The organism is Nonomuraea sp. NPDC049625 (assembly GCF_040675285.1).
In the GTDB taxonomy this organism is placed as follows: Bacteria; Actinomycetota; Actinomycetes; order Streptosporangiales; family Streptosporangiaceae; genus Nonomuraea; species Nonomuraea angiospora_A.
The window spans coordinates 588012-612150 of record NZ_JBFAOQ010000004.1 but is presented as its reverse complement, the minus strand read 5'-3'; the positions used below and the strand labels follow the sequence as shown (position 1 = coordinate 612150).

Genomic DNA, 24139 nt, shown 5'->3' with positions numbered 1-24139 from the left:
TCAGGGCGTCGGGTGAGAGGCGTCCACCAACGGGCTGGTCACGTCGGTCGGACTGTCGGTGATGTCGTCGGGCGGGCACTCGTCGGCCGGGCACGTCGTGGGCTGCAGGGTCTCCTCCACCGATGACGACGGCGACGGGGTCGGCGAGACCGTGGGGCAGTCGGACGGCGGCTCGGCCTGCTCGGCCAGGGGCGACGGGCACTCGGTCGTCGTGGGAGTGGGGGTCGGCGAGGGCCTGCTGGTCGATTCGGCCCTCTTCGTGGGCCGGGGCGTCGGGCTCTTCGAGGGGATCTCGGGGATTCCCACCGGGTGCTGGTCGTGGCTGGTCGGCTGCCTGGGCGGCGGCTCCTGGGAGCGGGTGGTGGAGGAGTTGGACGGCACCTTGGAGGTCGTCTCGCTGTCCACCCACTTGGCGGGCTGGTCGATGATCTGCGAGCGCAGGCTGGGAACGGCCATCACGATCGTTCCCGCCACCAGGAGGGCACTGGCGGCGGCCGCGCCCGCTCGCCACCAGAACAGATTGCGGACGCCGCGCCGCTCGATGCGGGTGCGGATGATCTCCAGTCCGTCCGGCGAGGGCACGACCGCGTCCGCCTCCGCGCGGAGCGCACGGCGCAGGAGATCTCCGTGCTCGTCGGGGGGCTGGGTCATGACATTTTCTCCAGAACGGATCGCAAGGCGGCCATGCCACGTGCGGTGTGGCTCTTGACCGCGCCCTTGCTGATGCCCATCGCGTGGGCTATCTCAGCTTCGGACAGATCACCGTAGTACCGCAGAACCAGTGCTTCTCTCTGTCGGGTCGGCAGGGCCCGTAACGCCTCGATGACGGCGGAGCGTTCCAGCTCGCCGATCGCGCCGTTCTCGGCGCTCGGGGCGTCCGGCAGACCCTTGGGAGCGTACTTCTCGACGACCGCGCGGTGACGCAGCACGGAACGGGACCGGTTGACGACGGATTGACGGAGGTAGGCCAGTGCCTTGTCGGGGTCACGCAGCCTGCGCCAGGCGCCATGGATGGCGACGAACGCATCCTGCACGACTTCCTCGGCTGTTGCCATGTCTCGCACCAGCAACACGGCAAGACGCACCAACGACCGAAAATGCGCGCTATAGAGCGCGGTCACGGCCATGTCGGCATCCCACCCGACCGGCACCGCCCCCATCGACCTGTCGGCCAGAAGGGTTTCGGTGGTCACATCAGTGGGACGCGCGGCCTTCCCAGAGGGTTTACGCTCTTCCGGTTCTTGAGGTTTCCCCGGTTCCTTAGGGTGCATTACCCAGTCGTGTCCTCGCCAGGTGGCGCTCGCCCGACCCTGAATCGTCTCTTTTTTTGCTGAAGTGTCGCACACTTACCCTAACCGTGTGGATCTTCCTGCGCACGACGCAGCTGATTACCGATTCGCAACGGGTTCCGTGCGTCGGGGGTCTCGATAAGGTGGCCGGGTGAGCGATTGCCTCTTCTGTCAAATCGTCGCCAAGGAGATTCCCGCCGAGATCGTTTACGAAACCGGCAGGACGCTGGCGTTCCGCGACGTCAACCCGCAGGCCCCGACCCACGTGCTGGTCATCCCGAAGCAGCACCACCGCGACGCCGCGGAGCTCGCCAGGGCCGACGACGGGCTGGCCGACGACGTGCTCAAGACCGCCCACGCCGTGGCCGTGCAGGAGGGCGTGGCCGACGGCGGCTACCGCGTGGTGTTCAACACCGGGCCCGGCGCCGGGCAGACGGTCTTCCACGTGCACGCCCACGTCCTGGGCGGGCGCGGCCTCACCTGGCCCCCCGGCTGATATTGGGGAGAGCAATCGGCCTGGTCCCGGATACCATGGGCTCAGACGAACAACGCAAGAGACCTGGAGGCATCAGGCCGCGGGCCTGCCCATGTCCGAACTACACGAATCCCGACGTACGGCACCTCCCTCGCGCACTCAAGCCAAGGTGCTGATTCCGGACGAATACCCGATGGTCAGCCTCCTGGGCTCCCGCGACGAGCTGCTACGCGTCATCGAGGGTGCCTTCAGGGCCGACATCCACGTACGGGGTAACGAGATCACCGTCACCGGCAGCCCCGACGAGAGCGGCACCGTGGTGCGGCTCTTCGAGGAGCTGGTCGAGGTCCTGCGCAGCGGCGGCGAGCTCACCCCCGACGCGGTCGAGCGGAGCATCGCCATGCTCCGCATGACCTCCGACCGTCCCGCCGAGGTGCTGTCGCTCGACATCCTCTCCTCGCGCGGGCGCACCATCAGGCCGAAGACGGTCAACCAGAAGCGCTACGTCGACGCGATCGACAAGCACACGGTCGTGTTCGGCATCGGCCCCGCCGGCACCGGCAAGACCTATCTCGCGATGGCCAAGGCCGTGCGGGCGCTGCAGGAGAAGCGGGTCAACCGGATCATCCTGACGCGCCCCGCCGTCGAGGCCGGCGAGCGGCTGGGCTTCCTGCCCGGCACCCTGTACGAGAAGATCGACCCCTACCTGCGGCCGCTCTACGACGCCCTGCACGACATGGTCGACCCCGACTCGATCCCCAAGCTGATGGCCGCGGGCACGATCGAGGTCGCGCCGCTGGCGTACATGCGCGGTCGCACGCTCAACGACGCGTTCATCATCCTCGACGAGGCGCAAAACTCCTCGGCCGAGCAGATGAAGATGTTCCTCACCCGGCTCGGATTCAACTCCAAGATCGTGGTGACCGGTGACGTGACGCAGGTCGACCTGCCCGCCGGCACGGTGAGCGGGCTGCGGGTCGTCCAGGAGATCCTCGACGGCATCCCCGACATCCACTTCGCGCGCCTGTCCAGCGCCGACGTGGTCCGGCACAAGCTGGTGAGCGAGATCGTGGACGCGTACGGGCGTTACGACGCCACGCAGGCCGCGCAGGAGCCCAAGAGCATCCAGCACCGGGGGAAGCGGCGACCATGAGCATCGAGATCAACAACGAGTCCGGCGTAGAGGTCGACGAGGAGAAGCTCTCCGCCCTGGCCGCTCACGTGCTCGGCGAGATGGGCATCAACCCGCTCGCCGAGCTGTCCATCGTGGTGGTCGACGAGGACGCCATGGCCGAGCTCCACGAGAAGTGGATGGGCGAGCCGGGCCCGACCGACGTGCTGGCGTTCCCGATGGACGAGCTGCGCCCCGGCGGCGGAGCGCGCGGCGACTCCGAGAGCCCGGCCGACCCGGCGCTCCTCGGCGACGTCGTGCTCTGCCCGCACGTGGCCGCCCGGCAGGCCAAGGAGGCGGGCCACAGCGCGGCCGACGAGCTGGAGCTGCTGTGCACCCACGGCATCCTCCACCTGCTCGGCTACGACCACGCCGAGCCCGAGGAGCACAAGGAGATGTTCGGCCTGCAGGCCCGGCTCCTGGAGTCGTGGCAGGAGGTGCGCAACCCGCAGTGAACGCCTGGTTGCTGTCGGCCATCGCGCTCGTGATCATCGGTGGCCTGATCGCCAGCGCGGAGACGGCACTGACGCGCATCTCAAGGGTGCGCACCGAGGAATACGTGCGTGAGGGCCGGCGGGGCGCGGTGCGCCTGCAGGCCATCGTCAACGACCCGCCCCGCTACCTCAATCTGCTCCTCCTGCTCAGGCTGAGCTGCGAGCTGGTGGCCACGGTCATCGCGACCCTGCTGTTCATCGACCTCATGCACGACCAGGGCTGGGCGTACGTCTGGGCCGCGGTCGTGATGATCGTGGTCAGCTACGTCGTGGTCGGTGTCATGCCGCGTACGCTGGGCCGCCAGCACGCCGAGCCGGTCGCGCTGGCCAGCGCCCCCATCGTCTACGGCCTGACCCGCATCTTCGGCCCGCTGCCCAAGCTGCTCATCCTGCTCGGCAACGCCCTGACCCCCGGCAAGGGGTTCCGCGACGGGCCGTTCACCTCGGAGGCCGAGCTGCGCGAGCTGGTCGACCTGGCCGAGGAGCGCCGGGTGATCGAGCCGGACGAGCGCGAGATGATCCACTCGGTCTTCGAGCTGGGTGACACGCTGGTGCGCGAGGTCATGGTGCCGCGTACCGACATGGTCCACATCGAACGCGGCAAGTCGATCAGCCAGGCCCTGTCGCTGGCGCTGCGCAGCGGGTTCTCCCGCATCCCCGTCGTGGGCGAGAACGAGGACGACGTCATCGGCATCGCCTACCTCAAGGACATCGCCCGCAAGATCCACGAGTCCGGCGAGGGCGGGGGCGAGGACACGGTCGAGTCGATCATGCGGACGGCCGCGTACGTGCCCGAGAGCAAGCCCATCGACCAGCTCATGCGGGAGATGCAGGCGCGCCAGATCCACATCGCCATCGTCATCGACGAGTACGGCGGCACCGCCGGGCTGGTCACGATCGAGGACGTGCTGGAGGAGATCGTCGGCGAGATCACCGACGAGTACGACCAGGAGGCGCCCCGCGTCGAGCCCATGTCAGACGGCGGGATGCGGGTGACGGCCCGGATGCCGGTCGACGAGCTGGGCGAGCTGTTCGACACGGAGATCGAGGTCGACGACGTGGAGACCGTGGGCGGGCTGCTCGCCCACGCTCTGGGCCGGGTGCCCATCGCCGGGTCGCAGGCCGAGGTGGCCGGGCTCATGCTCACCGCCGAGAGCCTGGCGGGCCGCCGCAACCGCATCAGCACGGTGGTGGTCCGCCGTGCCAAGCCCCAGGAGGACGACACCGAACCGGTCGGCGCCGAACACGACTGACCTGTCGCAGGGCGGGTCCGGACGAAGGCGGACGAAAGGTCGCAAGCGTTCTACAAGTCTTCTGCAAGCCGGTCCGGGCACTCTCTAACCACGACATCCAGTGCGGTGGGTGTCAGAGGGGAAAGCATCCGAACGCCGGGTGGGGTTCGCGGCGGGAGGATGTCCCTGGGGGGAACGACGGTGTCCCGGCCGGCTGCCCAGCCGGCTGGGACGCAGGTCGGCGTAAAGGGTGTTCTCGTCCGGAAAACCGGGTGAGGGCACCCTTTTTGCGCATTGGTGGAAGCTCCGGTGGATTGCCGCATTCGTCGGTGGGGGAGGCTGCGATCCAGGGGGAATCATGAAACGCGAGATCATCGCCTGTGCCCTGCTGGCCGGCATTCTGGGGGGTTGCGTCAGCGGGGGGACGGGGAGCGCTCTCGACGCGCAGGCCACCGCGCACCTGCGCGAGGTGCTCAGCAAGGAGCCGCCGTTGCCCGACGGCTTCACGGCCCGGCCCGAGCAGGCGTGGCGGATGCCGTTCGCGCAGGCCGACAGCAACTGCAAGGCCGTGCTCGAGCCCGTCGGAGGGCTGGCGCCGAGGCAGGCGCTGACGGCCGAGGCGGCGGTCAGCTACCGCGGTGACGGGCTGGGGGAGCAGGCGGGGGTGGGGCTGGCCCGGTACGCGGACGGGGAGGCCGAGGAGCACCTCGACGCGCTGGCCGAGGCCCTGGAGTCGTGCCGGGAGGTACGGACGTCCTCCGGCACCGACCTGCGCTCGCAGGAGCTCCCGGTCGAGAACGCGGCCGACGAGACCGTGGGCGCGCGGCTGAGCGGGCGCCTGAACGGCTACCCGTACGCGATGGACGTCGTGCTGTCGCGGGTGGGCGACACGCTGGTCTCGGTCGTGCACACGGGCATGAACGACGTGGACGCGGCCCGTACCAGCGAGGTGGTCGACGCGGTCATCTCCATGACCGGGACCCACTGACAGGAAACCTGCAGTCATGCCCGGTCGAGGCTGCGGGGGCGATCCGCTTGGCGGATTTCTCGTAGCCTTGTTCCCGTGACACTCGATCCTGAAGACAGCAAGATCATCACTCTGGCCCGGGCGGCCCGAGCGCGTAACGAGTCCGCGGAAGGGGCCGCCGTACGCGACGAGACCGGCCGTACGTACTCGGCGACCGACGTGGCGCTGGACGCGCTCACGCTGTCGGCGGTGCAGGTGGCCGTGGCCATGGCGGTCTCCAGCGGCGCGCGGTCCCTGGAGGCCGTGGCGCTGGTGAGCGAGGGCGCGCCGAGCGCCGCCGACGAGGCCGTGGCCGCGGAGCTGGGCGTCAAGGCGCTGCTCGTGGCCGGTCCCGACGGGAAGCTGCGGGGCTGATCATGCCGATGTCGCCATTTTTGGCGAAATTGCGGGAGAAGGTTGGCACCGATCTGCTCATGCTGCCGTCGGCGGCGGGCTTCGTGTTCGACGACGCGGGCAGGCTCCTGGCGGCCCGCCACGGCGACGGCGACCTCTGGGCCGCGCCCGGCGGCGGCATCGACCCTGACGAGCGGCCCGAGGACGCCATCGTCAGGGAGCTGCACGAGGAGCTCGGCATCGACATCGAGGTACGCGGCCTGATCGGCGTGTTCGGCGGCCCCGAGTTCCGCACCGTCTACCCGAACGGCCATCAGGTCGGCTACGTCATCGCCGCCTACGCCTGCGTGATCGCCCCGGGCTCGGCCGGGCCGGAGCCGGACGGGGTCGAGATCACCGACTACCGATGGGTGACCGAGCGGGAGTTCTCGGAGCTGCCGACGACGCCCTGGACCCCGATCGCCGCGCCCCAGGCGTTCGCCTGGTGGCGTGCGCATGCCCGCTGATAGGCCACAATGCAGAATGTGACTTCGCCAGACAACCATCGCGCCGGATTCGCCTGTTTCGTGGGGAGGCCGAACGTCGGCAAGTCCACGCTCATGAACGCCCTGGTCGGCAGCAAGGTGGCGATCACCTCGTCCAAACCGCAGACGACCAGGCGCACCATCAGGGGCATCGTGCACCGGCCCGACGCCCAGCTCGTCATCGTCGACACGCCGGGCCTGCACCGGCCGCGCACGCTGCTCGGCGAGCGGCTCGACAGCCTGGTGCTGTCCACGCTGACCGAGGTCGACGCGATCGGCTTCTGCGTGCCCGCCAACGAGCCGATCGGCAAGGGCGACCGGTTCATCGCCGACAAGCTCGCGGCGGTGAAGAAGACACCGGTCGTGGCGGTCGTGACCAAGTGCGACCTGGCGTCCAAGGAGCAGATCGCGGAGCAGCTGCTGGCGGTGTCGCAGGTGGGGGAGTTCGCCGCGATCGTGCCGGTGTCGGCGCAGTCGGGCGAGCAGCTCGACGTGCTGGCCGACGTGCTGATCGAGCACATGCCCGAGTCGCCGCCGCTCTACGAGGACGGCCAGCTCACCGACGAGCCCGAGCAGGTGCTGGTGGGCGAGCTGATCAGGGAGGCGGCGCTGGAGGGCGTACGCGACGAGCTGCCCCACTCGATCGCCGTGGTCGTCGACGAGATGATGCCCCGGGAGGGGCGTGACGACCTGCTGGACATCTACGCGCACCTGTTCGTGGAGCGGCCCTCGCAGAAGGCGATCGTCATCGGGCACAAGGGCGAGCGGCTGCGCGAGGTGGGCACCAAGGCCCGCAAGCAGATCGAGGCCCTGCTCGGCACCCGCGTCTACCTGGACCTGCGGATCAGCGTGGCCAAGGACTGGCAGCGCGACCCCAAGCAGCTGCGGCGCCTGGGCTTCTACGACTGATCAGCTCAGGGGCGGCGGACCAGCGCTACGACGGATAGCACGACGACCGCCACCGCGCAGCCCATGGCCGCGAACCAGCCGAACTTGATCACCGGCCCGACCGACAGCACCTGGCCCAGGTCGAAGGAGAGCCGGTCGCGGACGCCGCTCCCGTCGGTCATGAAGAGCACCAGCACCGCCACCGCCGCCGCCCCCGGGACGGCGGCCAGGGCGGCGACCCTGGGGCGGGTGAGCAGCCCGGCGATGCCGCAGCCCAGCGCCGCCAGGCCCGCCACCAGCGTGTAGACGCCGAACGTGTCGTCGATGCCGCGGATGTCGTTGGCCAGCCCGCCGCCGATCAGCTCGCTGCGCACCTCGAGCCCGGACCACGGCAGGACGGCGCAGAACACCAGCAGCGCTCCGGCCACCACGACGGCCAGGGCGTAGCCGCGACGGGCCGCCGGTTTGGCGGGGGCGGGCTGGAGGTAATCGGCCACACGATCACTGTAAGCCGGACCCGCGCCTCCCACCACCGAACGCAACGAGGTCGTCACCATCACCGCCAGCGCCGTCATCGGCCGCCGGGGCTGGCGATACGGGGGGCCGCTCTTGTCCTAACGGGTTCGCCTGGTCAGGGCTCCGGGGTGAGGGTGGTGCGTTCGCCCCATTCGAGGCGGGAGCGGAGCTGGACGGCGTCCGCGGCCAGGGCGGACACGAGCGTGCCCCGACCGGCCAGGGGCAGGACGGCGACGCCTTCGGCCACCACCGGCTCCTTGGCGGACGTCGTGAGGAACGTGGTGCCGACGCAGCGGGCAGAGCCGTAGACGGCCGGGGAGGTGTCCACGGCCGGGTCGCCGACGGTGAACTCCTGCCGGAGCACCGGGCGGCCGTCGCACGTCGCGTCGAAGCGGGCGTGGCAACGCCCCGAGACCTCGCCGTGGCGGCCGAAGACGATCTCCTCGCGCCACAGCACCTCGGCGTCCGCCGCCAGCTCGAGGCGTACCAGGAGCCGATGCTCGCACCCGGTGGCGAGCACCGTGGGCTCCGGGGTGAAGCGGAGTGTGGCGCCCGCCCCCACCCGGGCCGTGACCAGCATCTCGGACGTGCCGTCCCCCGGCAGGACCAGGGTGCTGGCGACCGAGCCCAGTTCCAGGGTGGTGCGCGGGGCGACGTCCAGGTCCAGGGAGAGCCGGTCGCCGCCGAGCGGGCCCGCCGCCGTGGAGATGAGATGCACGGTGTACGGCCCCGTCTGGCGCAGCGTCAGCGGCGGCGCCGAGGCCAGCCGGCGGATGAGGGTCCGGCCGTCCGGGGACGAGGCCGTCGCGACGGCGGCGCTCGCCCTCATCCCGCGGCGGCCGGGCCGGGCGCTGGCGGGCATCAGGAGACGGCGGCCGCGTGGGTGTGGGACCAGGCCGTCACCTGCTCGGACACCCAGGAAGCGACCGTGGCGGCGGTGGGCTCCTGCCTGATCGAGGTGAACAGCACCGGCCTGTCACCGCGTACGGCCGCCGCGTCCCGATCCATCACGCCCAGGTCGGCGCCCACCATCGGGGCCAGGTCCGTCTTGTTGACGACCAGCAGGTCCGCCGTCGTCACCCCCGGACCGCCCTTGCGCGGCACCTTGTCGCCGCCCGACACGTCCAGGACGAAGATCTGCCTGTCCGCCAGCCCCCGGCTGAACGTGGCCGTCAGGTTGTCGCCGCCGCTCTCCACGATCACCAGGTCCAGCGGGCCGAAGCGGTGCTCCAGGGTCTCCACGGCGTCGAGGTTCGCGGCGATGTCGTCGCGGATGGCGGTGTGGGGGCAGCAACCGGTCTCGACGGCGAGGATGCGCTCGGGGTCGAGCACACCCGCCCGGCGCAGGAAGTCGGCGTCCTCGGTGGTGTAGATGTCGTTCGTCACCACCCCGAGGGACAGCGACGGGCCCAGCGTCCTGCACAACGCGGCCACCAGGGCCGTCTTGCCGCTCCCTACCGGGCCGCCCACCCCGAGCCGCAGCGCCCGGCCGCGGCCGTCGGGGGCGTGGTGGTGGTCGTCGTGATTGGCACCCATGTCTGGGGATCCTTCCTTAGGAGACGAACAACCTGACCTCGGCGCGCGCGTGCTGCTCGGCCAGGAGGTCAAGGGCTGGGGACGAGTACGCAGGGAGCGCCGCCAACCAGGGGAGCGGGTCTGCCGGGTCCGGGGTCTGGCTCGTGGGGCCGGGGTGGGCGGTCGAGTCGGTGTCCGTCACGGTGGGGTGGGCGGTTGAGTCGGCGTCCGTCACGGCGAGGTGAGCGGTGGAGCGGGCGTTCGTCACGGCGAGGTGGGCTTCGGTGGCGATGGCCGTGAGGTCGGGGGTGAGGTCGGCCAGGAGCCCGTGCACGGCCACCGGGTCGAGGCCCAGGAGCCGCACCGCCGCCGTGGCGGGGCCGCTGATCGCGTGGTACGCCGCCGCCATGGCCGCCTCCCCGGCCGTGGCGCCCGCCGCGTACGCCACCGCTCCGAGGGCGATCGGGTGATGAGGGCTCGGTACGGCTCGCGCCAGCTCATCGAGCACCGGTGACGGCCACATGCGGCGGGCGACCCTGAGGAGGAGCCTGCCCTGGGTCCTGGACGCGTCCCGCTGGGCGGGGGCGGCGGTCCTGGCATCGACCTCGGCGTCGAGCAGCACCCACGGCGCCCCGGCCGCGACCTGACCGACTTCGTCGGCGTCGGCCCCCGCCCCAGTGGTGCTGCTCGCGCTGGTGGGCGGCTGAGGTGGTGGGGTGGTGGCCTGGGTGTGGGCGGCGGCTGTGAGGGTGGCGGCGAGGGCGCCGGTGGTGTGGAGGCGGCCGCGGAGGAAACGCGCCAGTGAGGGCACGTCGGAGACCGCTCCCGACGTGATGGCCTGTTCGGTGCCGCCCGAGTGGGCGTGGCCGCCGGCCGGGAGGCGGGAGTCGGCGAGGAGGAGCAGCGCTGGGTTCATGGCATCAGAAGAGGAAGTAGCGCTGGGCCATGGGAAGGCGGGTGGCGGGGGCCGGTTCGACGAGGTCGCCGTCGATGCGGACCTCGAACGTGTCGGGCGCCACCTCGATCCGGGGCATGGCGTCGTTGAGCGGCATCCAGGACTTGCCGCGCCGTCGTACGTCCGCCACCGGAGCCAGGCGGCGGCGTACGGACAGCCGGTCCGCGAGGCCGGACTCCAGGGCCAGCGGCGCGACGAAGTGGAGCGAGGTGGCGGCGGCGGTCACCGGTGAGGCGCCGAACATGGGACGGGGCAGCACCGGCTGCGGCGTCGGGATGGAGGCGTTGGCGTCGCCCATCTGCGCCCAGGCCACCACGCCGCCCTTGAGGACGAGGTCGGGCTTGACCCCGAAGAACGCCGGGTCCCAGAGGACGAGGTCGGCGAGCTTGCCGCGTTCGACGGAGCCGACCTCGCCGTCCAGCCCGTGGGCGATAGCCGGACAAATCGTATATTTCGCGATGTAGCGGCGGGCTCGCAGGTTGTCCGCGGGCCCGCCGAGCGACCCCCGGCGGCCCTTCATGACGTGCGCCGTCTGCCACGTACGGATGATCGTCTCCCCGATCCGCCCCATCGCCTGCGAGTCCGAGCCGATCATCGAGATCGCCCCCAGATCGTGCAGCACGTCCTCGGCGGCCATCGTCGCCGGCCTGATGCGCGACTCGGCGAAGGCCAGGTCCTCCGGGATCGACGGGTTGAGGTGGTGGCACACCATGAGCATGTCGAGGTGCTCGTCCAGCGTGTTGACGGTGTGCGGCCGGGTGGGGTTGGTGGAGGAGGGCAGGATGTGGGGGTAGGAGGCGACGCGGATGATGTCGGGAGCGTGCCCGCCGCCGGCCCCTTCGGTGTGGTACGCGTGGATCATCCGATCCCCGATGGCCTTCAGCGTCGACTCCACGAACCCCGCCTCGTTCAGCGTGTCCGTGTGCAGCGTCACCTGCACCCCCGAGGCGTCCGCCACGCTCAGGCAGGCGTCGATGGCGGCCGGCGTCGAGCCCCAGTCCTCGTGCAGCTTGAAGCCGGAGGCCCCGGCCTCGAGCTGCTCCGTCAGGCCGTCTGTGGAGACCGTGTTGCCCTTGCCGAGCAGCGCGAAGTTCAGCGGGTACGCGTCCAGCGACTCCAGCATCCGGCCCAGGTACCAGGCGCCGGTGACGGTCGTCGCCTTGGTGCCCTCGACGGGCCCGGTGCCGCCGCCGACGATCGTGGTGACGCCGGAGGCGATCGCCTCGTCGAGGACCTGCGGGCAGATCAGGTGGACGTGCGAGTCGACGCCCCCGGCGGTGAGGATCTTGCCGTTGCCCGCGAGCACCTCCGTGGACGGCCCGATGACCAGGTCGACGCCGTCCATCGTGTCGGGGTTGCCGGCCTTGCCGATGGCGTAGATGCGGCCGTCGCGGATGCCGACGTCGGCCTTGACCACGCCCCAGTGATCGAGGATCACCGCGCCGGTGATGACCAGGTCGGCCGCGCCCTGCGCCCGGGTGGTCCGCGCCTGTCCCATGGACTCGCGGATGACCTTGCCGCCGCCGAACACCGCCTCGTCGCCCGGCCCGGCGGGCCCGATCGACAGGTCCTCGGTGACCTCGATGAACAGGTCGGTGTCGGCCAGCCGGATCTGGTCGCCGACCGTGGGGCCGTAGAGCGCCGCGTACCGGGCGCGCGAGATGTCAGCCATCGAGCGGCCCTGCCCACTCCGGCCGCAGCCCGGGCACGACCCGGTTGCCCGCCAGCGGCACGAGCGTCACGTCGCGCTCGACGCCCGGCTCGAACCTGACCGCCGTTCCCGCCGGCACGTCCAGCCGCATGCCCCAGGCCGCCTTCCTGTCGAACTCCAGCCCCGGGTTGGCGGCCGCGAAGTGGTAGTGCGAGCCCACCTGCACCGGCCGGTCCGCCGTGTTCACCACCCGCAGCGTGCGGCGCTCGCGCCCGGGGTTGAGGGTGTGAGCGCCCTCGGGGTGCACGTACTCGCCCGGGATCACGGGATAGGCCTGTGTACGGTGACCAGCTTCGTGCCGTCGGGGAACGTCGCCTCGATCTGCACGCTCTCCAGCATCTCCGGCACGCCTTCCATGACGTCGGCCCGGCCGAGCACCGACCGTCCGGCCTCCATCAGGTCGGCCACGGAGCGCCCGTCCCTGGCCCCCTCCATGAGGAACGACGCGATGATGGCGGTAGCCTCGGGATGGTTCAGGCGCAGGCCTCTGGCCTGCCGCTCGCGCGCCACCCCGGCGGCGACGTGGATGAGCAGCCGTTCCTGCTCGTGTGAGGTAAGCCGCATGGCCGGACCATAGGAACCGGCGGTTTCGTGGCTGTTGCCGGGGCATGTCGTGTTGGTTTCGCACTGCGACTCAATCCCCATATTTCGGATTAAGTGCATTTGTGAACACTGGGCAAACGCGTCTTAACAACCGCGATCTACTTGGGAAATCTCGCCGAGTCACCTTTCTCCCAGTATCGGTCGGCAGGAAGGAACGGCTGTGCGCATCTCCCGTCCGATTGTCTCCGCCGCTTTGGTGTTGGCCCTCGCGGCCTGCGGATCCGGCGCCAAGCCCGCCGACTCCAAGGAGATCAAGGTGGGCCTTCTCCACTCGCTCAGCGGCACGATGGCGATCAGCGAGGTCACCGTCCGCGACGCCGAACTCCTGGCCATAGAAGAGATCAACAAGGCCGGCGGCGTGCTCGGCAAGCAGCTCGTCCCCGTGGTGGAGGACGGCGCCTCCGACTGGCCCACGTTCGCGGAGAAGGCCACCAAGCTGATCAGGCAGGACAAGGTCGCCACCGTGTTCGGCGGCTGGACCTCGGCCAGCAGGAAGGCCATGCTGCCGGTCTTCGAGCGCCACAAGGCGCTGCTCTGGTATCCGGTGCAGTACGAGGGCCTGGAGAGCTCGCCGTACATCTTCTACACGGGCGCCACCACCAACCAGCAGATCATCCCCGGCCTCGACTACCTGAAGGAGCAGGGCAAGAAGAAGCTGTTCCTGGTGGGCAGCGACTACGTCTTCCCGCGGACCGCGAACAAGATCATCAAGGCGTACGCGGCGGCGAACGGGATGGAGATCCTCGGCGAGGAGTACACGCCACTCGGCCACACCGAATACTCCACGCTGGTCAACAAGGTCATGCAGGCCAAGCCGGACGCCGTCTTCAACACCCTGAACGGCGACAGCAACGTGGCCTTCTTCAAGCAGCTCAAGAGCGCGGGCTCGTCCGCCGACAGCATGCCGGTGCTGTCGGTGAGCATCGCCGAGGAGGAGGTCACCGGCATCGGCGTGGACAACATCGTGGGCCAGCCGGTCGCCTGGAACTACTACCAGACCACCGACACCCCGGCCAACGACGCGTTCGTCAAGGCGTACAAGGCCAAGTACGGGCAGAACAAGGTCACCTCCGACCCCATGGAAGCCGGCTACAACGCGGTCTACCTGTGGGCCGAGGCGGTCAAGAAGGCGGGCAGCACCGAGGTCGAGGCGGTCAAGAAGGCCGCGCCCGGCATCTCGCTCGAACGCCCCGAGGGCCTGGTCACCATCGACGGCGAGAACCAGCACATGTACAAGACCGCCCGCATCGGCATCGTCCAGCCCGACGGCCTGATCAAGCAGGTGTGGGACTCCGGCAAGCCGATCAAGCCGGACCCGTACCTCAAGGGCTACTCCTGGGCCTCCGGCCTGGCGGCGGGGCAGTGATGCCGGCCTTCCTCAACCAGCTCCCCATCGGCCTGTCCATCGGGGCGGTGCTGCTGCTCATCGCGCTCGGGCTGACGTTCACGTTCGGGCAGATGGGCGTGATCAACATGGCGCACGGCGAGTTCATCATGGCGGGCGCGTACACCGCGTTCCTGCTGCAGGACCTGGTGCTCGCGCTGCCGGCGGCGTTCCTGGTGGCGGGGCTCATGGGGCTGATCCTGGAGCGGGCCGCCATCAGGCACTTCTACGGCCGCCCGCTGGACACGCTGCTGCTCACCTGGGGTGTCAGCCTGGTGCTGCAGCAGCTCGCCCGCGACCTGTTCGGCGCGCCGAACGTGCAGGTGCCCGCCCCCTCCTGGCTCGCGGGCGGGGTGGGCATCCTGCCCTACAACCGGCTGTTCATCATGGGGCTCGCGATCGCCGGCGTGGTGGCGGTCTGGCTGTACCTCAACCGCACCGGGCTCGGCCGCCGGACCCAGGCCGTCGTGCAGAACCGGCAGCTCGCCGCGACCAGCGGCATCGACACCGGCCGGGTGGACATGCTGACGTTCTTCATCGGGTCCGGGCTGGCGGGCGTGGCCGGGGTGGCGCTGACGCTGATCGGGCCCGTCGGGCCGGCGCTCGGCACGTACTACATCGTGGACGCGTTCCTCGTCGTCGTGGCGGGCGGGCTCGGGCAGCTGCGCGGCGCCGTGCTGGCCGCGATCGGGCTGGGGCTGCTGAACTCCTACGCCGAGTTCTGGTCGGACGCCTCCCTGGCGAAGGTCATCGTGTTCGCCGTGATCATCGCGTTCCTGCAGGTACGCCCGCAGGGCATGTTCGTGCTCCGGTCGAGGGTGCTCACATGATCAAGAGAAATCTGCCTTTCGCGACCGTGGCCGTGATCGCTCTGGTGGCGGCCCCGCTGCTGCTGGAGCCGTTCCGGCTGGGGCTGCTGGCGAAATACCTCTGCTACGCGATCGTCGCGCTCGGGATCGGGCTGGCCTGGGGGCAGGGCGGCATGCTCACCCTCGGCCAGGGCGTCTTCTTCGGGCTCGGCGGCTACGCCATGGCGATGTACCTCAAGCTCACCGAGGCCGGCGGCGGGCTGCCCGACTTCATGGTGTGGAGCGGGGTGGAGCGGCTGCCCGCGCTGTGGGCGCCGTTCGCCAACCCCATATTCGCCCTCGCCATGGCCGTGCTCGGACCCGTGGCGATCGCGCTGCTGCTGGGCGCGCTGGTGTTCCGGCAGCGGGTACGGGGCGCGTACTTCGCGATCCTCACCCAGGCCCTGGCCGCCGCCCTGGTCATCCTGCTCATCGGCCAGCAGGGCCTGACCGGCGGCACCAACGGCATGACGAACTTCTTCGAGCTGTTCGGCCAGGACCTGGCCGAGGACTCCACGCAGCGGACGCTCTACCTCGTGGTGGCCGTCGTCCTCGGGGTCCTCTACCTCGCCACCCGCCAGCTCGTGAACAGCCGCTACGGCCGGCTCCTCGTCGCCGTCAGGGACGGCGAGGACCGGGTGCGCTTCCTCGGCTACGACCCGGCCCTGGTCAAGACCGTCACCTTCGCCGCCTCGGCGGGCATGGCGGGGCTGGCGGGCGCGCTGTTCGTGCCGGTGGTCGGCATCATCTCGCCCGCGCTGCTCGGCGTCGTGCCCTCGCTGGAGCTGGTCGTCGCGGTGGCGGTCGGCGGGCGGCACGCGCTGGCCGGCGCGGTGCTCGGCGCGGTCGTCATGGGCTACGCCAAGACGGCGTTCAGCGAGCAGTTCGCCGACGGCTGGCTCTACCTGCAGGGCGCGCTGTTCATTCTGGTCATGACGCTCGCCCCGAAGGGGATCGTGGGCCTGGTGGGGAGGTGGCGGCGTGCTCGAACTGCGTGACGTCCAGGTCGTCTTCGACGGCTTCCGGGCGCTCGACGGCGTGGACCTGACCGTGCCCGAGGGCGAGCTGCGCTTCCTGATCGGGCCCAACGGCGCGGGCAAGACCACGCTGATCGACGTGATCACCGGGCTCACCAGGCCGGCGGCGGGGAGCGTGCGGTTCGGCGAGCACGACCTGGTCGGCAGGAAGGAGCACCAGATCGTCCGCCTGGGTGTCGGCCGCACGTTCCAGACGTCGGTCGTGTTCGAGGAGCTGAGCGTGGTCGAGAACCTCGATCTCGCGGCCAGCTTCCGCAAGCCGCTCTGGTCGCTGGCCAGGCGGCGCAAGGGCGTGTCGGAGGCCGTCGAGGAGGCGCTGGCCAGGACCGGACTCGAAGATCTCGCCGAACGTTCGGCCGGTGTTCTCTCGCACGGCCAGCGCCAGTGGCTGGAGATCGGCATGCTGCTGGCGCAGCGCCCCCGGCTGCTGCTCCTGGACGAGCCGGTGGCGGGCATGTCCAGCGACGAACGGGAGCGCACGGGGGAGCTGCTCACCCAGATCGCCGCCGACCACACGGTGATCGTGGTGGAGCACGACATGGAGTTCCTTCGGCGGCACGCCTCGACGGTGACCGTGCTGCACGAGGGCAGGGTGCTCGTGGAGGGGTCGGTCGACGAGGTCAGCGCCGACCCCCGCGTCCAGGAGGTCTACCTGGGGAGGAGGGCCAGCGATGCTGTCGGTGACCGGCCTTGAGTCGGGGTACGGGAGGGCACGCGTACTGTTCGGGGTCTCTCTGGAGGTCGGGCCGGGACAGCTCGTGTGCGTCATGGGACGCAACGGCGTCGGCAAGACCACGCTGCTCAACACCGTCATGGGCGTGATCCCGGCGACGGCCGGCACGGTCACGTTCGACGGCCGCGACATCACCCGGCTGAAACCGCACGAGCGGGTCAGGCTCGGCATGGGGTACGTCCCCCAGGGCCACCAGTGCTTCCCTCAGCTCTCGGTCCTGGGCAACCTGCTGGTCACCATGGAGGCCGCCAAGGTGACCAGGGAGGCCATCGACGAGGCCCTGGACGTGTTCCCCGCGCTCAAGCCGCTGCTCAAACGGAGCGCCGGCCACCTGTCGGGCGGCCAGCAGCAGCAGCTCGCCATGGCCCGGGCCCTGGTCACCAGGCCCAGGATGCTCATACTCGACGAGCCGACCGAGGGCATCCAGCCGTCGATCATCCTGGAGATCGAGGCGGCGATCGAGCGGCTGCACGCCGCAGGGCTGGCCGTGGTGCTGGTGGAGCAGTACCTGGACATCGCGCTGCGGCTGGCCGACACGTTCGTCATCCTCGACGGCGGGCACGTCGTGCGCACCGGGGCCGCCGAGGAGCTGCACCGGGAGGACGTCCGCCGCCTGCTCGCGGTCTAACCCTGGGCCAGCAGGGCGCGGGCGTTGGCGGCGCCCTGGCGGTCGCCGGTCCGCTCGAACACCTCCAGCGCCGCCCCGGCCAGCTCCCGCGCCCGCCCCGCCGCACCCTCGGCCCGGTTCACCCTGGCCAGGGCCAGCAGGGCGTGCGCGTCCAGCAGCCGGTCGCCGAGGCGTACGGCGATGCCCCTCGCCTGCTCGGCGGCGGCCCTGGCGTCCGTTTTGGCGGCCTGCGCCAGGTGCGTCGCGGACAGGTCGAGCAGCGTGTCGGCCTGCCGGTGCCGGTCGCCCAGCTCCTCCAGGTGCTTGACGGCGGCCCGCAGGCGTTCGGCGGCCTCGTCGAGCCGCCCCGCGCGGCGCAGCACGGCCCCGAGCACGCGCTCGGCGTCGGCGGCGTCCCGCTGGTTGTCCGCGCCCTCCAGGCAGGTGCGCAGGGCCCGCTCGGCGTCCTCCAGCCGCCCCTGCTCCAGGTGGACGCGGCCGAGCCGGCGCCTGGTGTGGTTCACCTCGCGGGTCCGGCCCTGCCGCAGGAACATGCCCAGCGCCAGCCGCAGCCGCCCGTGCGCGAGCTCCCACTCCCGCTCGGCCAGGTGCAGGTCGCCCTGGTCCAGCAGGACCAGCGCCTCGCCCCGGTCGTCGCCCGAGCGCCGCGCCGCCTCCAGCGCCCGCGCGGCCACCGCCCGCCAGTCGTCCAGGAACCGGTGGCGCTCCAGGTAGGGAGCCAGCAGGTGCGCCAGCCGCCAGCACCCCTCGTCGAGCCCCGCCGCGTGCAGGTCGGCGACCAGGCTCACCAGGAACGCCCGCTCGGCCGCCAGCCACTCGACCGACTCCCTGATGTCCCTGGTGGCCACGGCCGTGGCCGGATCGCCCGACACCAGCGAGAACCGCGAGGCCCGCACCCTGGCCAGCACCACCTCCGACAGCCGCCCCAGCACGCCCGGCACGGGCTGCTCGCGGGCGAAGAGCCTGGTCAGGTCGTGCAGCCGGTAGCGGACCTGGCCCGCCACGTCCACGCCGTGCGTCTCCAGCAGGCCAGCGTCCACCAGCGCCTCGGCCTGCCCGCCGAGCTGCTCGGTCACCCAGTCGGCGAAGTCGGGGGCCGACAGCGCGCCGAGCCCCCGCAGCGTCAGCCGGGCGGACTCGGGCAGCCCGTCGAAGCCGATCGCGAACACACTGCGCACCGCCTGGTCACCCGCGTGCAGCCGGTCGAGCCGCTCGTGCTCGTCCTCCAGCAGGCCCACCAGGTAGTCGACGGTCCACTCCGGCCGGGCCGCCAGCCGGGAGCCGGCGATGCGCAGCGCGATCGGCAGGCCGCCGCAGAAGCGGGCCAGCCGGGTCATGGCGTCGTCGGCCGGCCGGCCCGAGCCGCTCACCAGCAGGTCGATGGCCTCGCCGGCGCCGAGCACGCCCACCGACAGCCGCCGCGCGCCCGTCAGGCCGCCGAGCGAGGACCGGCTGGTCACGATCGTCGGGCACGAGGTCAGCAGCGGCCGCACCTGCGCCTCACCCGAGGCGTTGTCGAGCAGCACCAGCAGCCTGCGGTTGGCCGTGTAGGTGCGGAAGAGCCTTTCCCGCTGCTCCGGCGACGCCGGGATCGCCTGGGCCGGGCAGCCCAGCCAGCGCAGGAAGTCCTCCAGCACGGCCGACGGGGTGGTCGTCTCGCGCAGGTCGGCGTACAGGATGCCGTCGGGGAAGCTCTCCCGCTCCCGCCAGGCCGCGTGCACGGCCAGCGCCGACTTGCCCGCGCCCGCCTGCCCGTGCACCACGACGTGGCCGCCCACCACCTCGTCGAGCAGCTCGCCCCGGCCGGTGAAGCCGGTCACGTCGGGCGGCAGCAGCACCGGCGGGCCGGCCGAGACGTGCAGCGACACGTCGTCGTGCAGCATGCGGTGGTAGAGCAGCTGCAGCTCGGAGTCGGGCTCGATCGCGAGCCCGCCGTCGAGCTGGTCACGCAGCACCGCGTACGCGGCCAGCGCGTCCACCCGGCGGCCGCTGCGGTAGAGGGCCAGCATGTACTGGCCGCGGAAGCGCTGCCACATCGGATGCTGCCTGGTCAGCCGGCGCAGCTCGGCGAGCAGCTCGCGGTGCCTGCCGGCGTCCAGGTCGGCCTGCACCCGGCGCTCCAGCGCCAGTAATCGCAGCTCCTCCAGCTCCTCGCGCAGCCGCCGCGTCTCGACCCACCGCTCGCCCTCGGGGTCGACGTCCTCCAGGACCTCGCCCCGCCACAGGCTCAGCGCCTCCTCGTAGGCCCCCTTGTCCACCAGCAGCCGGAACCGGTCGACGTCGAGCTGCCCGTCGCCCAGCGCCAGCACGTACGAGCCCGCCACGGTCGTGATCACGTCTTTCCCGACGAGCTGGCGGAGCTGGCCGACGTAGCCGCGCACCAGCGAGTCGGAGCGGTCGCCGTCCTCGCGCGGCCACAGCAGCCTGCGCAGCCGCTCGACCTTGAGCGGGCGCCCGGCGTTCAGCAGGAACATCGCCAGCAGATCGCGGTGCTTCGGCACGGTGGGGGTGCGGTCCTGGCCGTCGCCGTCGAGCACTTTGAGCGGCCCCATGATGCGAAATTCCACGCGACCTTCCTTGGAGGAGGAGACGTCGATCAGAATGGCACAACTGATGGCTGCTCTCACTCCCACCGACCCCCACCGGCTGGGCCGCTACTGGCTGGCCGGGCGGCTCGGCGCCGGCGGCCAGGGTGTGGTGTACGAGGCGTACGGGCCGGACGGCGAGCGGGTCGCGGTCAAGGTGCCCAGGTTCGACAGCGCCGACGCCAGGGCCAGGCTGGCCAAGGAGGCGGCGGCGGCCCGGCGGGTGGCCTCGTTCTGCACGGCCAGGGTGATCGAGGCGCAGGTGGACGTGCCCGCCCCGTACATCGTGAGCGAGTTCGTCCCCGGGCCCAGCCTGCGGCAGGTGGTCGCGGAGTCGGGGCCGTACGAGGGCGACCGGCTGCGCAGGCTGGCCGTCGGGGTGGCGACCGCGCTGACGGCCATCCACCAGGCCGGGATCGTGCACCGGGACCTGAAGCCGGACAACATCATCCTCGGCCCCGACGGGCCACGCGTGATCGACTTCGGGGTGGCCCGCGAGGTCGGGCCGACCACCTCCGGTCCCATCATGGGGACGCCGCAGTACATGTCGCCCGAGGTGTTCCAGGGGCGCGCGGCGACGGCGGCGGCGGACCTGTGGGCGTGGGGGATGGTGGTGCTGTTCGCGGCCCGGGGGAGTGACGCCGTGGAGGCGGGCGATCCGGTGGCGGTCGTCACGCGGGTGCTGAGCTTCAGCCCGGACGCGGGCGGGCTGCCCGAACCGCTCGGGTCGCTCGTCTCGGCGGCCCTCTCCCAGGCGCCCGCCGACCGGCCGCCGGCGAAGACGGTGCTCCTGCGGCTGCTGGGCGAGCCGGACGGGGACGCGCTGGCCGCGGGCGGAGCGCTGGCGGGGGAGCTCAGGAGCGCCGTCGCGGAGCCCGATCTCGGGGCCGTCGCCGAGGAGCTCTACGCCGAGCTGACCGAGGCCGAGCGGGCGAGCGTTCCCGAGGTCCTGCTGCGGATGATCGACGGCGACGAGCTGCGGCCGGTCGGCCGCGACGAGCTCCCGGACACCGGGGCCGTGGACGCCCTGCTCGGCGTCTTCGCCGCCGCGGGCCTCCTCACCCGGAGCGGCACCACGTTCGAGCTGGCCCGGCCGGGGCTCATCCAGGCCTGGCCCCGGCTGCGCGACTGGGTGGCCGCCAACCGCGAGGGCCTGCCCGTGCACCGCCGCCTCGCCGACGCGGCCGCCCAGTGGGACGGCCACGGCAGGAAGCCCGCCGACCTGCTGCACGGCTCCAACCTCGACAGGGCGCTGCGGTGGGCGGCCTCCGAGCGCAGGGACCTCACGCTGGCCAGGCGGGAGAGCGAGTTCCTCGACGCGGGGGCCAGGCAGACCAGGCGGCAGTCCAGGAGGCGGGGCCTGCTGGCGGCGGCCCTGGCCGTGCTGCTGGCGGTCGCGCTTGGCGGGCTCGGGCTGGCCGAATATCTGCGCAGGCAGACCGTGCGCCAGCGCGACGACGCCCTGGCCAGGGAGCTCGCCCTGCGGGCCGCCGATCTGCGGCAGTCTGAGCCGCCGCTGGCGCGGCTGCTCACCGTGGCGGCCTGGCGGCTGAGCCCGTCGCTGCCGGAGACGCGCGGGGCGCTCTACGACTCGCTCTCCCAGCCCGTGACCGACGTCTTCACCGATCCGTACCGCGGCTCCGGCTCCGTGTACGGGCTCGGCCAGGACGGGCGCGCGCTCGTCGCCGTACAGGCCGGTCTGGCCAGGATCTGGGACGTGCCGGCGCACCGGCTGCTCCGGGAGATCGCCGGGGTGGGCACCGGCGTGCGCAAGGCGGCGATCGACCCCGGCGGGCGCACCCTCGCCCTCCAGGACGACCAAGGGGTACGGCTCTGGGACGCCGCCACCGGCCGTCCGCTCGGCGACCGGTTCGGGGTGCCCGCGGGCGAGCTGGGTGAGCTCGAGTTCGACGCGACGGGACGGCTGCTGTCCGTGCCCGTGGGACCGGCCGCCGTCGAGCGCTGGTGGGACATCGGCACCCGCAGGCCCCTCACCACCCCCGGAGGAGCAGGACTGGACGCGGTGAGCCCGGACGGCCGCCTCGGCGTCGTCGCCAGCAGCGTCACCGGCCGCGCCCAGCTCTGGGACCTGCGCGCCGGCAGGCGCCTGGCCGCCCCGCGGCTGCCGCTCCGGGCCGATCTCCTGGAGGCGGAGTTCAGCGCGGACAGCCGGGTCCTGGCGGTCACCGCGAACCGGGCGCCCGGCGAGTCCGCCATCACGATCTACGGCCTCCCCGGGGGCGAGGTGCGGCTGACCGACGTGTCGGGGGACGCGGTCGAGTTCGCGTTCGGCGACCGGTTCGTCGCCACCTGGGCGTGGGGCAAGGAGCTGATGATCCGCCGGTGGCCCGGCGGGGACGTCGTGCTGCGGCGGCAGTCGCCCGCCCCCATCCTCGACCTGCGCTTCGACGGCGACCGGCAGGCGCTGCGGCTGCTGAGTGACGGCGGGGCCGTCTTCACGATGGACGTCTCCATGCTGTTCGACCGGTCGATCGGCGGCGGCGGCGACGACCAGGACCAGGTCCTGCTCGACCCGTCGTCCCGGATCCTGGCGGCCAAGGAGCACGACGCCCTCACCCTGTGGGACACGGCGACGGGACGCCCGCTGGCGGCCCCGATCAGGTGGCGGGGCACGGGCGCGGCCATGGCGTTCAGCCGCGACGGCCGCCGCCTGGCCTTCGTCGAGAACGACACCGTGCACGTCATCCAGGTGCCCCCGGGGGCCGCGGCCCAGGAGTTCCGGATCGCGACCAAGGGTGCGAACGGGGTCGACGCGGTCGCCTTCAGCCCGGACGGCCGCACGCTCGCGCTCTCACCCTGGGGCACCGGCGGCGGCCTGCCCGTGGAGCTGCACGACCTCGAACGCGGGACCTCCAGGACCGCGACGGTCCCGGGAGCGGGGCAGTTGGCCTTCCGCCCGGACGGGCGCCTGCTGCTCGCGGGCACGACACCGAGGCTCATCGACCCCCGGACGGCCGCCGGACGGCCGCCCGCCCCCGGCGCCGGGCAGCTCGAGGGCACCTTCGCCGTCAGCCCCGACGGCAGGCGGGTGGCGTTCTCCGGCCCCGACCGGATCACCGTCTGGGACGGGGACGTCACCACCCGGCTGGCGAGCTTCCCCGCCGTGCCGGACAGCGACGTCGCGCAGCTCGCCTGGTCGCCCGACGGGCGCACGCTGGCCGCGTACGAGAGGGGCGACCGCGTCCGCCTGTGGGACGTGCCGCACAACCACCCGCTGGGCATGATCTTCGACGGTCTCCAGTCGTTCCAGGCGGCCGGGAGCGGCCGGCTGGTGTTCTCACCGGACGGCAGGAGGGTCTACAGCGTCACGCCGGACGGCACTCTGCGCACCCACGAACTCGACGGGGACCGGGTGGCCGGCACCGTCTGCCGGCGTGCCGGACGTGCCCTCACCGCCCAGGAGTGGGCCCGCCACCTGCCCGGCGTCGAGCCCTTCACTCTCTGCCGCTAGGCGGTCCAGGCGCGGGCCGACCGGATGATCTCCTCCAGGTGGTCGCTGTGCGCGCCGCGCCAGTAGACCTGGCCGCACTCGCCGCACCGCCCGTACGCGTCGTAGTTGCGCTCCGTGCCCGCCTCCAGCAGCGGCGCGATCTCCTGCTTGGCGACCGGCCGCAGCTCGCCGTTGCACGCCGTGCACCGCGTCCACGGGCGCAGCGGCGGGGTGAAGCGTTCGAGCAGGTCGCGGAGCTGGTCCGCGGGGCGGGAGCCGCGTACGTACGCGCCCAGCCACAGCGCGCGGCGGCGCAGCAGGCCGCGGTCCTGCGTGAGCAGCACCCGGTGCTCCTCGTTGGCCTGCACCACCAGCGAGGGGTCGTCCATGTCGTTGTGGTAGGCCGTGTCGATGCCGAGCAGCCGCAGCCGCCGAGCCAGCGTGCCCAGGTGCACGTCCAGCAGGAACCGCGGCTCCTCCGGCAGCGGCTGCGGGCGCGGCACCGGCTGGACCTCCACCACGTCACCGGCCACGAGCTGGTACGACGGCGGCACCCCGCGGCCGTCGGCGACCATCGGCCCCACCTCGGTCAGCGGGATGCCGAGCGACTCGACGTGGTGACCCAGCGTCGAGGTGCCGTCCGGCGTCACCCGCTGCCACTCCTGGCGCCGGCTCACCGGCAGGAACATCGTCAGCTCTGAGGCGATGAGTAGGCGTGCGTCCCGTTCGCTCACATGTCC

Annotated in this window: 25 protein-coding genes; 14 read left to right on the top strand and 11 right to left on the bottom strand. The window is 71.8% G+C overall.

Annotated features, from left to right (window positions below; translation table 11 throughout):
- Together AB0J87_RS21165 and AB0J87_RS21160 are read right to left on the bottom strand one after the other, a co-directional pair.
- A complete protein-coding gene (locus AB0J87_RS21165; protein ID WP_363967464.1) occupies positions 1-651 on the bottom strand; it encodes a hypothetical protein in 651 nt (216 codons plus the stop codon).
- Positions 648-1160 (bottom strand): SigE family RNA polymerase sigma factor, encoded by a 513-nt coding sequence (locus AB0J87_RS21160; RefSeq protein WP_049573205.1) that lies wholly within the window; start codon positions 1158-1160, stop codon positions 648-650. Before AB0J87_RS21160 ends, AB0J87_RS21165 begins: the two co-directional genes overlap by 4 nt.
- 280 nt (positions 1161-1440) lie before the next feature.
- On the opposite strand from AB0J87_RS21160, the gene AB0J87_RS21155 reads away from it, so the two are divergent.
- From AB0J87_RS21155 to era, 8 genes are all read left to right on the top strand, one after another.
- Positions 1441-1785, top strand: a complete 345-nt coding sequence (locus AB0J87_RS21155) for a histidine triad nucleotide-binding protein (protein ID WP_363967462.1) — start codon at positions 1441-1443, stop codon at positions 1783-1785.
- A gap of 91 nt (positions 1786-1876) precedes the next feature.
- Positions 1877-2917 carry a PhoH family protein gene (locus AB0J87_RS21150; RefSeq protein ID WP_185071921.1) on the top strand — a complete coding sequence of 347 codons (1041 nt, stop codon included), beginning with the start codon at positions 1877-1879 and terminating at the stop codon, positions 2915-2917.
- Positions 2914-3390, top strand: coding sequence for an rRNA maturation RNase YbeY (ybeY, locus tag AB0J87_RS21145; protein ID WP_350724937.1), 477 nt, complete (start codon positions 2914-2916; stop codon positions 3388-3390). Before AB0J87_RS21150 ends, ybeY begins: the two co-directional genes overlap by 4 nt.
- Positions 3387-4682 (top strand): hemolysin family protein, encoded by a 1296-nt coding sequence (locus AB0J87_RS21140; protein WP_363967460.1) that lies wholly within the window; start codon positions 3387-3389, stop codon positions 4680-4682. Before ybeY ends, AB0J87_RS21140 begins: the two co-directional genes overlap by 4 nt.
- 337 nt (positions 4683-5019) lie before the next feature.
- Entirely contained in the window at positions 5020-5649 is a 630-nt protein-coding gene (locus tag AB0J87_RS21135; protein WP_363967458.1) for a hypothetical protein, read from the top strand.
- A gap of 75 nt (positions 5650-5724) precedes the next feature.
- The gene (locus AB0J87_RS21130) at positions 5725-6042 is read left to right on the top strand and encodes a cytidine deaminase (protein ID WP_192791110.1); all 318 of its coding nucleotides are present in this window, start codon (positions 5725-5727) and stop codon (positions 6040-6042) included.
- A 29-nt stretch (positions 6043-6071) separates the two neighbouring features.
- The gene (locus AB0J87_RS21125; protein WP_363967456.1) at positions 6072-6527 is read left to right on the top strand and encodes an NUDIX domain-containing protein; all 456 of its coding nucleotides are present in this window, start codon (positions 6072-6074) and stop codon (positions 6525-6527) included.
- A 9-nt stretch (positions 6528-6536) separates the two neighbouring features.
- Positions 6537-7454, top strand: a complete 918-nt coding sequence (gene era, locus AB0J87_RS21120) for a GTPase Era (protein WP_350724946.1) — start codon at positions 6537-6539, stop codon at positions 7452-7454.
- A gap of 5 nt (positions 7455-7459) precedes the next feature.
- On the opposite strand, the gene AB0J87_RS21115 is transcribed toward era, so the two are convergent.
- From AB0J87_RS21115 to AB0J87_RS21085, 7 genes are all read right to left on the bottom strand, one after another.
- A complete protein-coding gene (locus tag AB0J87_RS21115; RefSeq protein ID WP_363967454.1) occupies positions 7460-7930 on the bottom strand; it encodes a hypothetical protein in 471 nt (156 codons plus the stop codon).
- 134 nt (positions 7931-8064) lie between these two features.
- Positions 8065-8811, bottom strand: coding sequence for an urease accessory protein UreD (locus AB0J87_RS21110; protein WP_363967452.1), 747 nt, complete (start codon positions 8809-8811; stop codon positions 8065-8067).
- Positions 8811-9485, bottom strand: a complete 675-nt coding sequence (gene ureG / locus AB0J87_RS21105; protein ID WP_363967450.1) for an urease accessory protein UreG — start codon at positions 9483-9485, stop codon at positions 8811-8813. Before ureG ends, AB0J87_RS21110 begins: the two co-directional genes overlap by 1 nt.
- Before the next feature lie 16 nt (positions 9486-9501).
- Complete coding sequence (locus AB0J87_RS21100; RefSeq protein WP_363967448.1) at positions 9502-10380, bottom strand: urease accessory UreF family protein; 879 nt, start codon at positions 10378-10380, stop codon at positions 9502-9504.
- 4 nt (positions 10381-10384) lie between these two features.
- Positions 10385-12091: an urease subunit alpha gene (locus AB0J87_RS21095; RefSeq protein WP_363967446.1), complete on the bottom strand. Its 1707-nt coding sequence runs from the start codon at positions 12089-12091 to the stop codon at positions 10385-10387.
- The gene (locus AB0J87_RS21090) at positions 12084-12395 is read right to left on the bottom strand and encodes an urease subunit beta (RefSeq protein ID WP_350724958.1); all 312 of its coding nucleotides are present in this window, start codon (positions 12393-12395) and stop codon (positions 12084-12086) included. Before AB0J87_RS21090 ends, AB0J87_RS21095 begins: the two co-directional genes overlap by 8 nt.
- Positions 12392-12694: an urease subunit gamma gene (locus AB0J87_RS21085; RefSeq protein ID WP_080041930.1), complete on the bottom strand. Its 303-nt coding sequence runs from the start codon at positions 12692-12694 to the stop codon at positions 12392-12394. The genes AB0J87_RS21090 and AB0J87_RS21085 overlap by 4 nt, the downstream gene beginning before the upstream one ends.
- Before the next feature lie 235 nt (positions 12695-12929).
- On the opposite strand from AB0J87_RS21085, the gene urtA reads away from it, so the two are divergent.
- The 5 genes from urtA to urtE are packed head-to-tail and all read left to right on the top strand — an operon-like array spanning position 12930 to position 17363.
- Positions 12930-14099, top strand: a complete 1170-nt coding sequence (gene urtA, locus AB0J87_RS21080) for an urea ABC transporter substrate-binding protein (RefSeq protein ID WP_363967865.1) — start codon at positions 12930-12932, stop codon at positions 14097-14099.
- Positions 14099-14947 (top strand): urea ABC transporter permease subunit UrtB, encoded by an 849-nt coding sequence (gene urtB, locus AB0J87_RS21075; protein ID WP_319713349.1) that lies wholly within the window; start codon positions 14099-14101, stop codon positions 14945-14947. Before urtA ends, urtB begins: the two co-directional genes overlap by 1 nt.
- Positions 14944-15963 carry an urea ABC transporter permease subunit UrtC gene (gene urtC, locus AB0J87_RS21070; RefSeq protein ID WP_363967443.1) on the top strand — a complete coding sequence of 340 codons (1020 nt, stop codon included), beginning with the start codon at positions 14944-14946 and terminating at the stop codon, positions 15961-15963. The genes urtB and urtC overlap by 4 nt, the downstream gene beginning before the upstream one ends.
- Positions 15947-16696 carry an urea ABC transporter ATP-binding protein UrtD gene (urtD, locus tag AB0J87_RS21065; RefSeq protein WP_350724963.1) on the top strand — a complete coding sequence of 250 codons (750 nt, stop codon included), beginning with the start codon at positions 15947-15949 and terminating at the stop codon, positions 16694-16696. Before urtC ends, urtD begins: the two co-directional genes overlap by 17 nt.
- A complete protein-coding gene (gene urtE / locus AB0J87_RS21060) occupies positions 16674-17363 on the top strand; it encodes an urea ABC transporter ATP-binding subunit UrtE (RefSeq protein WP_363967441.1) in 690 nt (229 codons plus the stop codon). Before urtD ends, urtE begins: the two co-directional genes overlap by 23 nt.
- Here the strand turns inward: urtE and AB0J87_RS21055 are convergent.
- On the bottom strand, positions 17360-19930 hold the full coding sequence (locus AB0J87_RS21055; protein WP_363967439.1) for a BTAD domain-containing putative transcriptional regulator: 2571 nt from the start codon (positions 19928-19930) through the stop codon (positions 17360-17362). The two genes, urtE and AB0J87_RS21055, sit on opposite strands and share 4 nt — an antisense overlap.
- 46 nt (positions 19931-19976) lie before the next feature.
- On the opposite strand from AB0J87_RS21055, the gene AB0J87_RS21050 reads away from it, so the two are divergent.
- Entirely contained in the window at positions 19977-23420 is a 3444-nt protein-coding gene (locus AB0J87_RS21050; RefSeq protein WP_363967437.1) for a WD40 repeat domain-containing serine/threonine-protein kinase, read from the top strand.
- Here the strand turns inward: AB0J87_RS21050 and AB0J87_RS21045 are convergent.
- Positions 23417-24133, bottom strand: a complete 717-nt coding sequence (locus AB0J87_RS21045) for a Mut7-C RNAse domain-containing protein (protein ID WP_350724970.1) — start codon at positions 24131-24133, stop codon at positions 23417-23419. The genes AB0J87_RS21050 and AB0J87_RS21045 overlap by 4 nt on opposite strands.
- Between the last annotated feature and the right edge of the window lie 6 nt (positions 24134-24139).

Coding starts and splice junctions, on each gene's coding strand:
- AB0J87_RS21160 (WP_049573205.1), bottom strand. CDS start 1,160: ATGGGGGCGGTGCCGGTCGGGTGGGATGCCGACATGGCCGTGACCGCG.
- ybeY (WP_350724937.1), top strand. CDS start 2,914: ATGAGCATCGAGATCAACAACGAGTCCGGCGTAGAGGTCGACGAGGAG.
- AB0J87_RS21100 (WP_363967448.1), bottom strand. CDS start 10,380: ATGAACCCAGCGCTGCTCCTCCTCGCCGACTCCCGCCTCCCGGCCGGC.
- AB0J87_RS21135 (WP_363967458.1), top strand. CDS start 5,020: ATGAAACGCGAGATCATCGCCTGTGCCCTGCTGGCCGGCATTCTGGGG.
- AB0J87_RS21150 (WP_185071921.1), top strand. CDS start 1,877: ATGTCCGAACTACACGAATCCCGACGTACGGCACCTCCCTCGCGCACT.
- urtE (WP_363967441.1), top strand. CDS start 16,674: ATGCTGTCGGTGACCGGCCTTGAGTCGGGGTACGGGAGGGCACGCGTA.
- AB0J87_RS21050 (WP_363967437.1), top strand. CDS start 19,977: ATGGCTGCTCTCACTCCCACCGACCCCCACCGGCTGGGCCGCTACTGG.
- AB0J87_RS21165 (WP_363967464.1), bottom strand. CDS start 651: ATGACCCAGCCCCCCGACGAGCACGGAGATCTCCTGCGCCGTGCGCTC.
- urtC (WP_363967443.1), top strand. CDS start 14,944: ATGATCAAGAGAAATCTGCCTTTCGCGACCGTGGCCGTGATCGCTCTG.
- urtB (WP_319713349.1), top strand. CDS start 14,099: ATGCCGGCCTTCCTCAACCAGCTCCCCATCGGCCTGTCCATCGGGGCG.
- ureG (WP_363967450.1), bottom strand. CDS start 9,485: ATGGGTGCCAATCACGACGACCACCACCACGCCCCCGACGGCCGCGGC.
- AB0J87_RS21085 (WP_080041930.1), bottom strand. CDS start 12,694: ATGCGGCTTACCTCACACGAGCAGGAACGGCTGCTCATCCACGTCGCC.
- era (WP_350724946.1), top strand. CDS start 6,537: ATGCAGAATGTGACTTCGCCAGACAACCATCGCGCCGGATTCGCCTGT.
- AB0J87_RS21095 (WP_363967446.1), bottom strand. CDS start 12,091: ATGGCTGACATCTCGCGCGCCCGGTACGCGGCGCTCTACGGCCCCACG.
- AB0J87_RS21110 (WP_363967452.1), bottom strand. CDS start 8,811: ATGCCCGCCAGCGCCCGGCCCGGCCGCCGCGGGATGAGGGCGAGCGCC.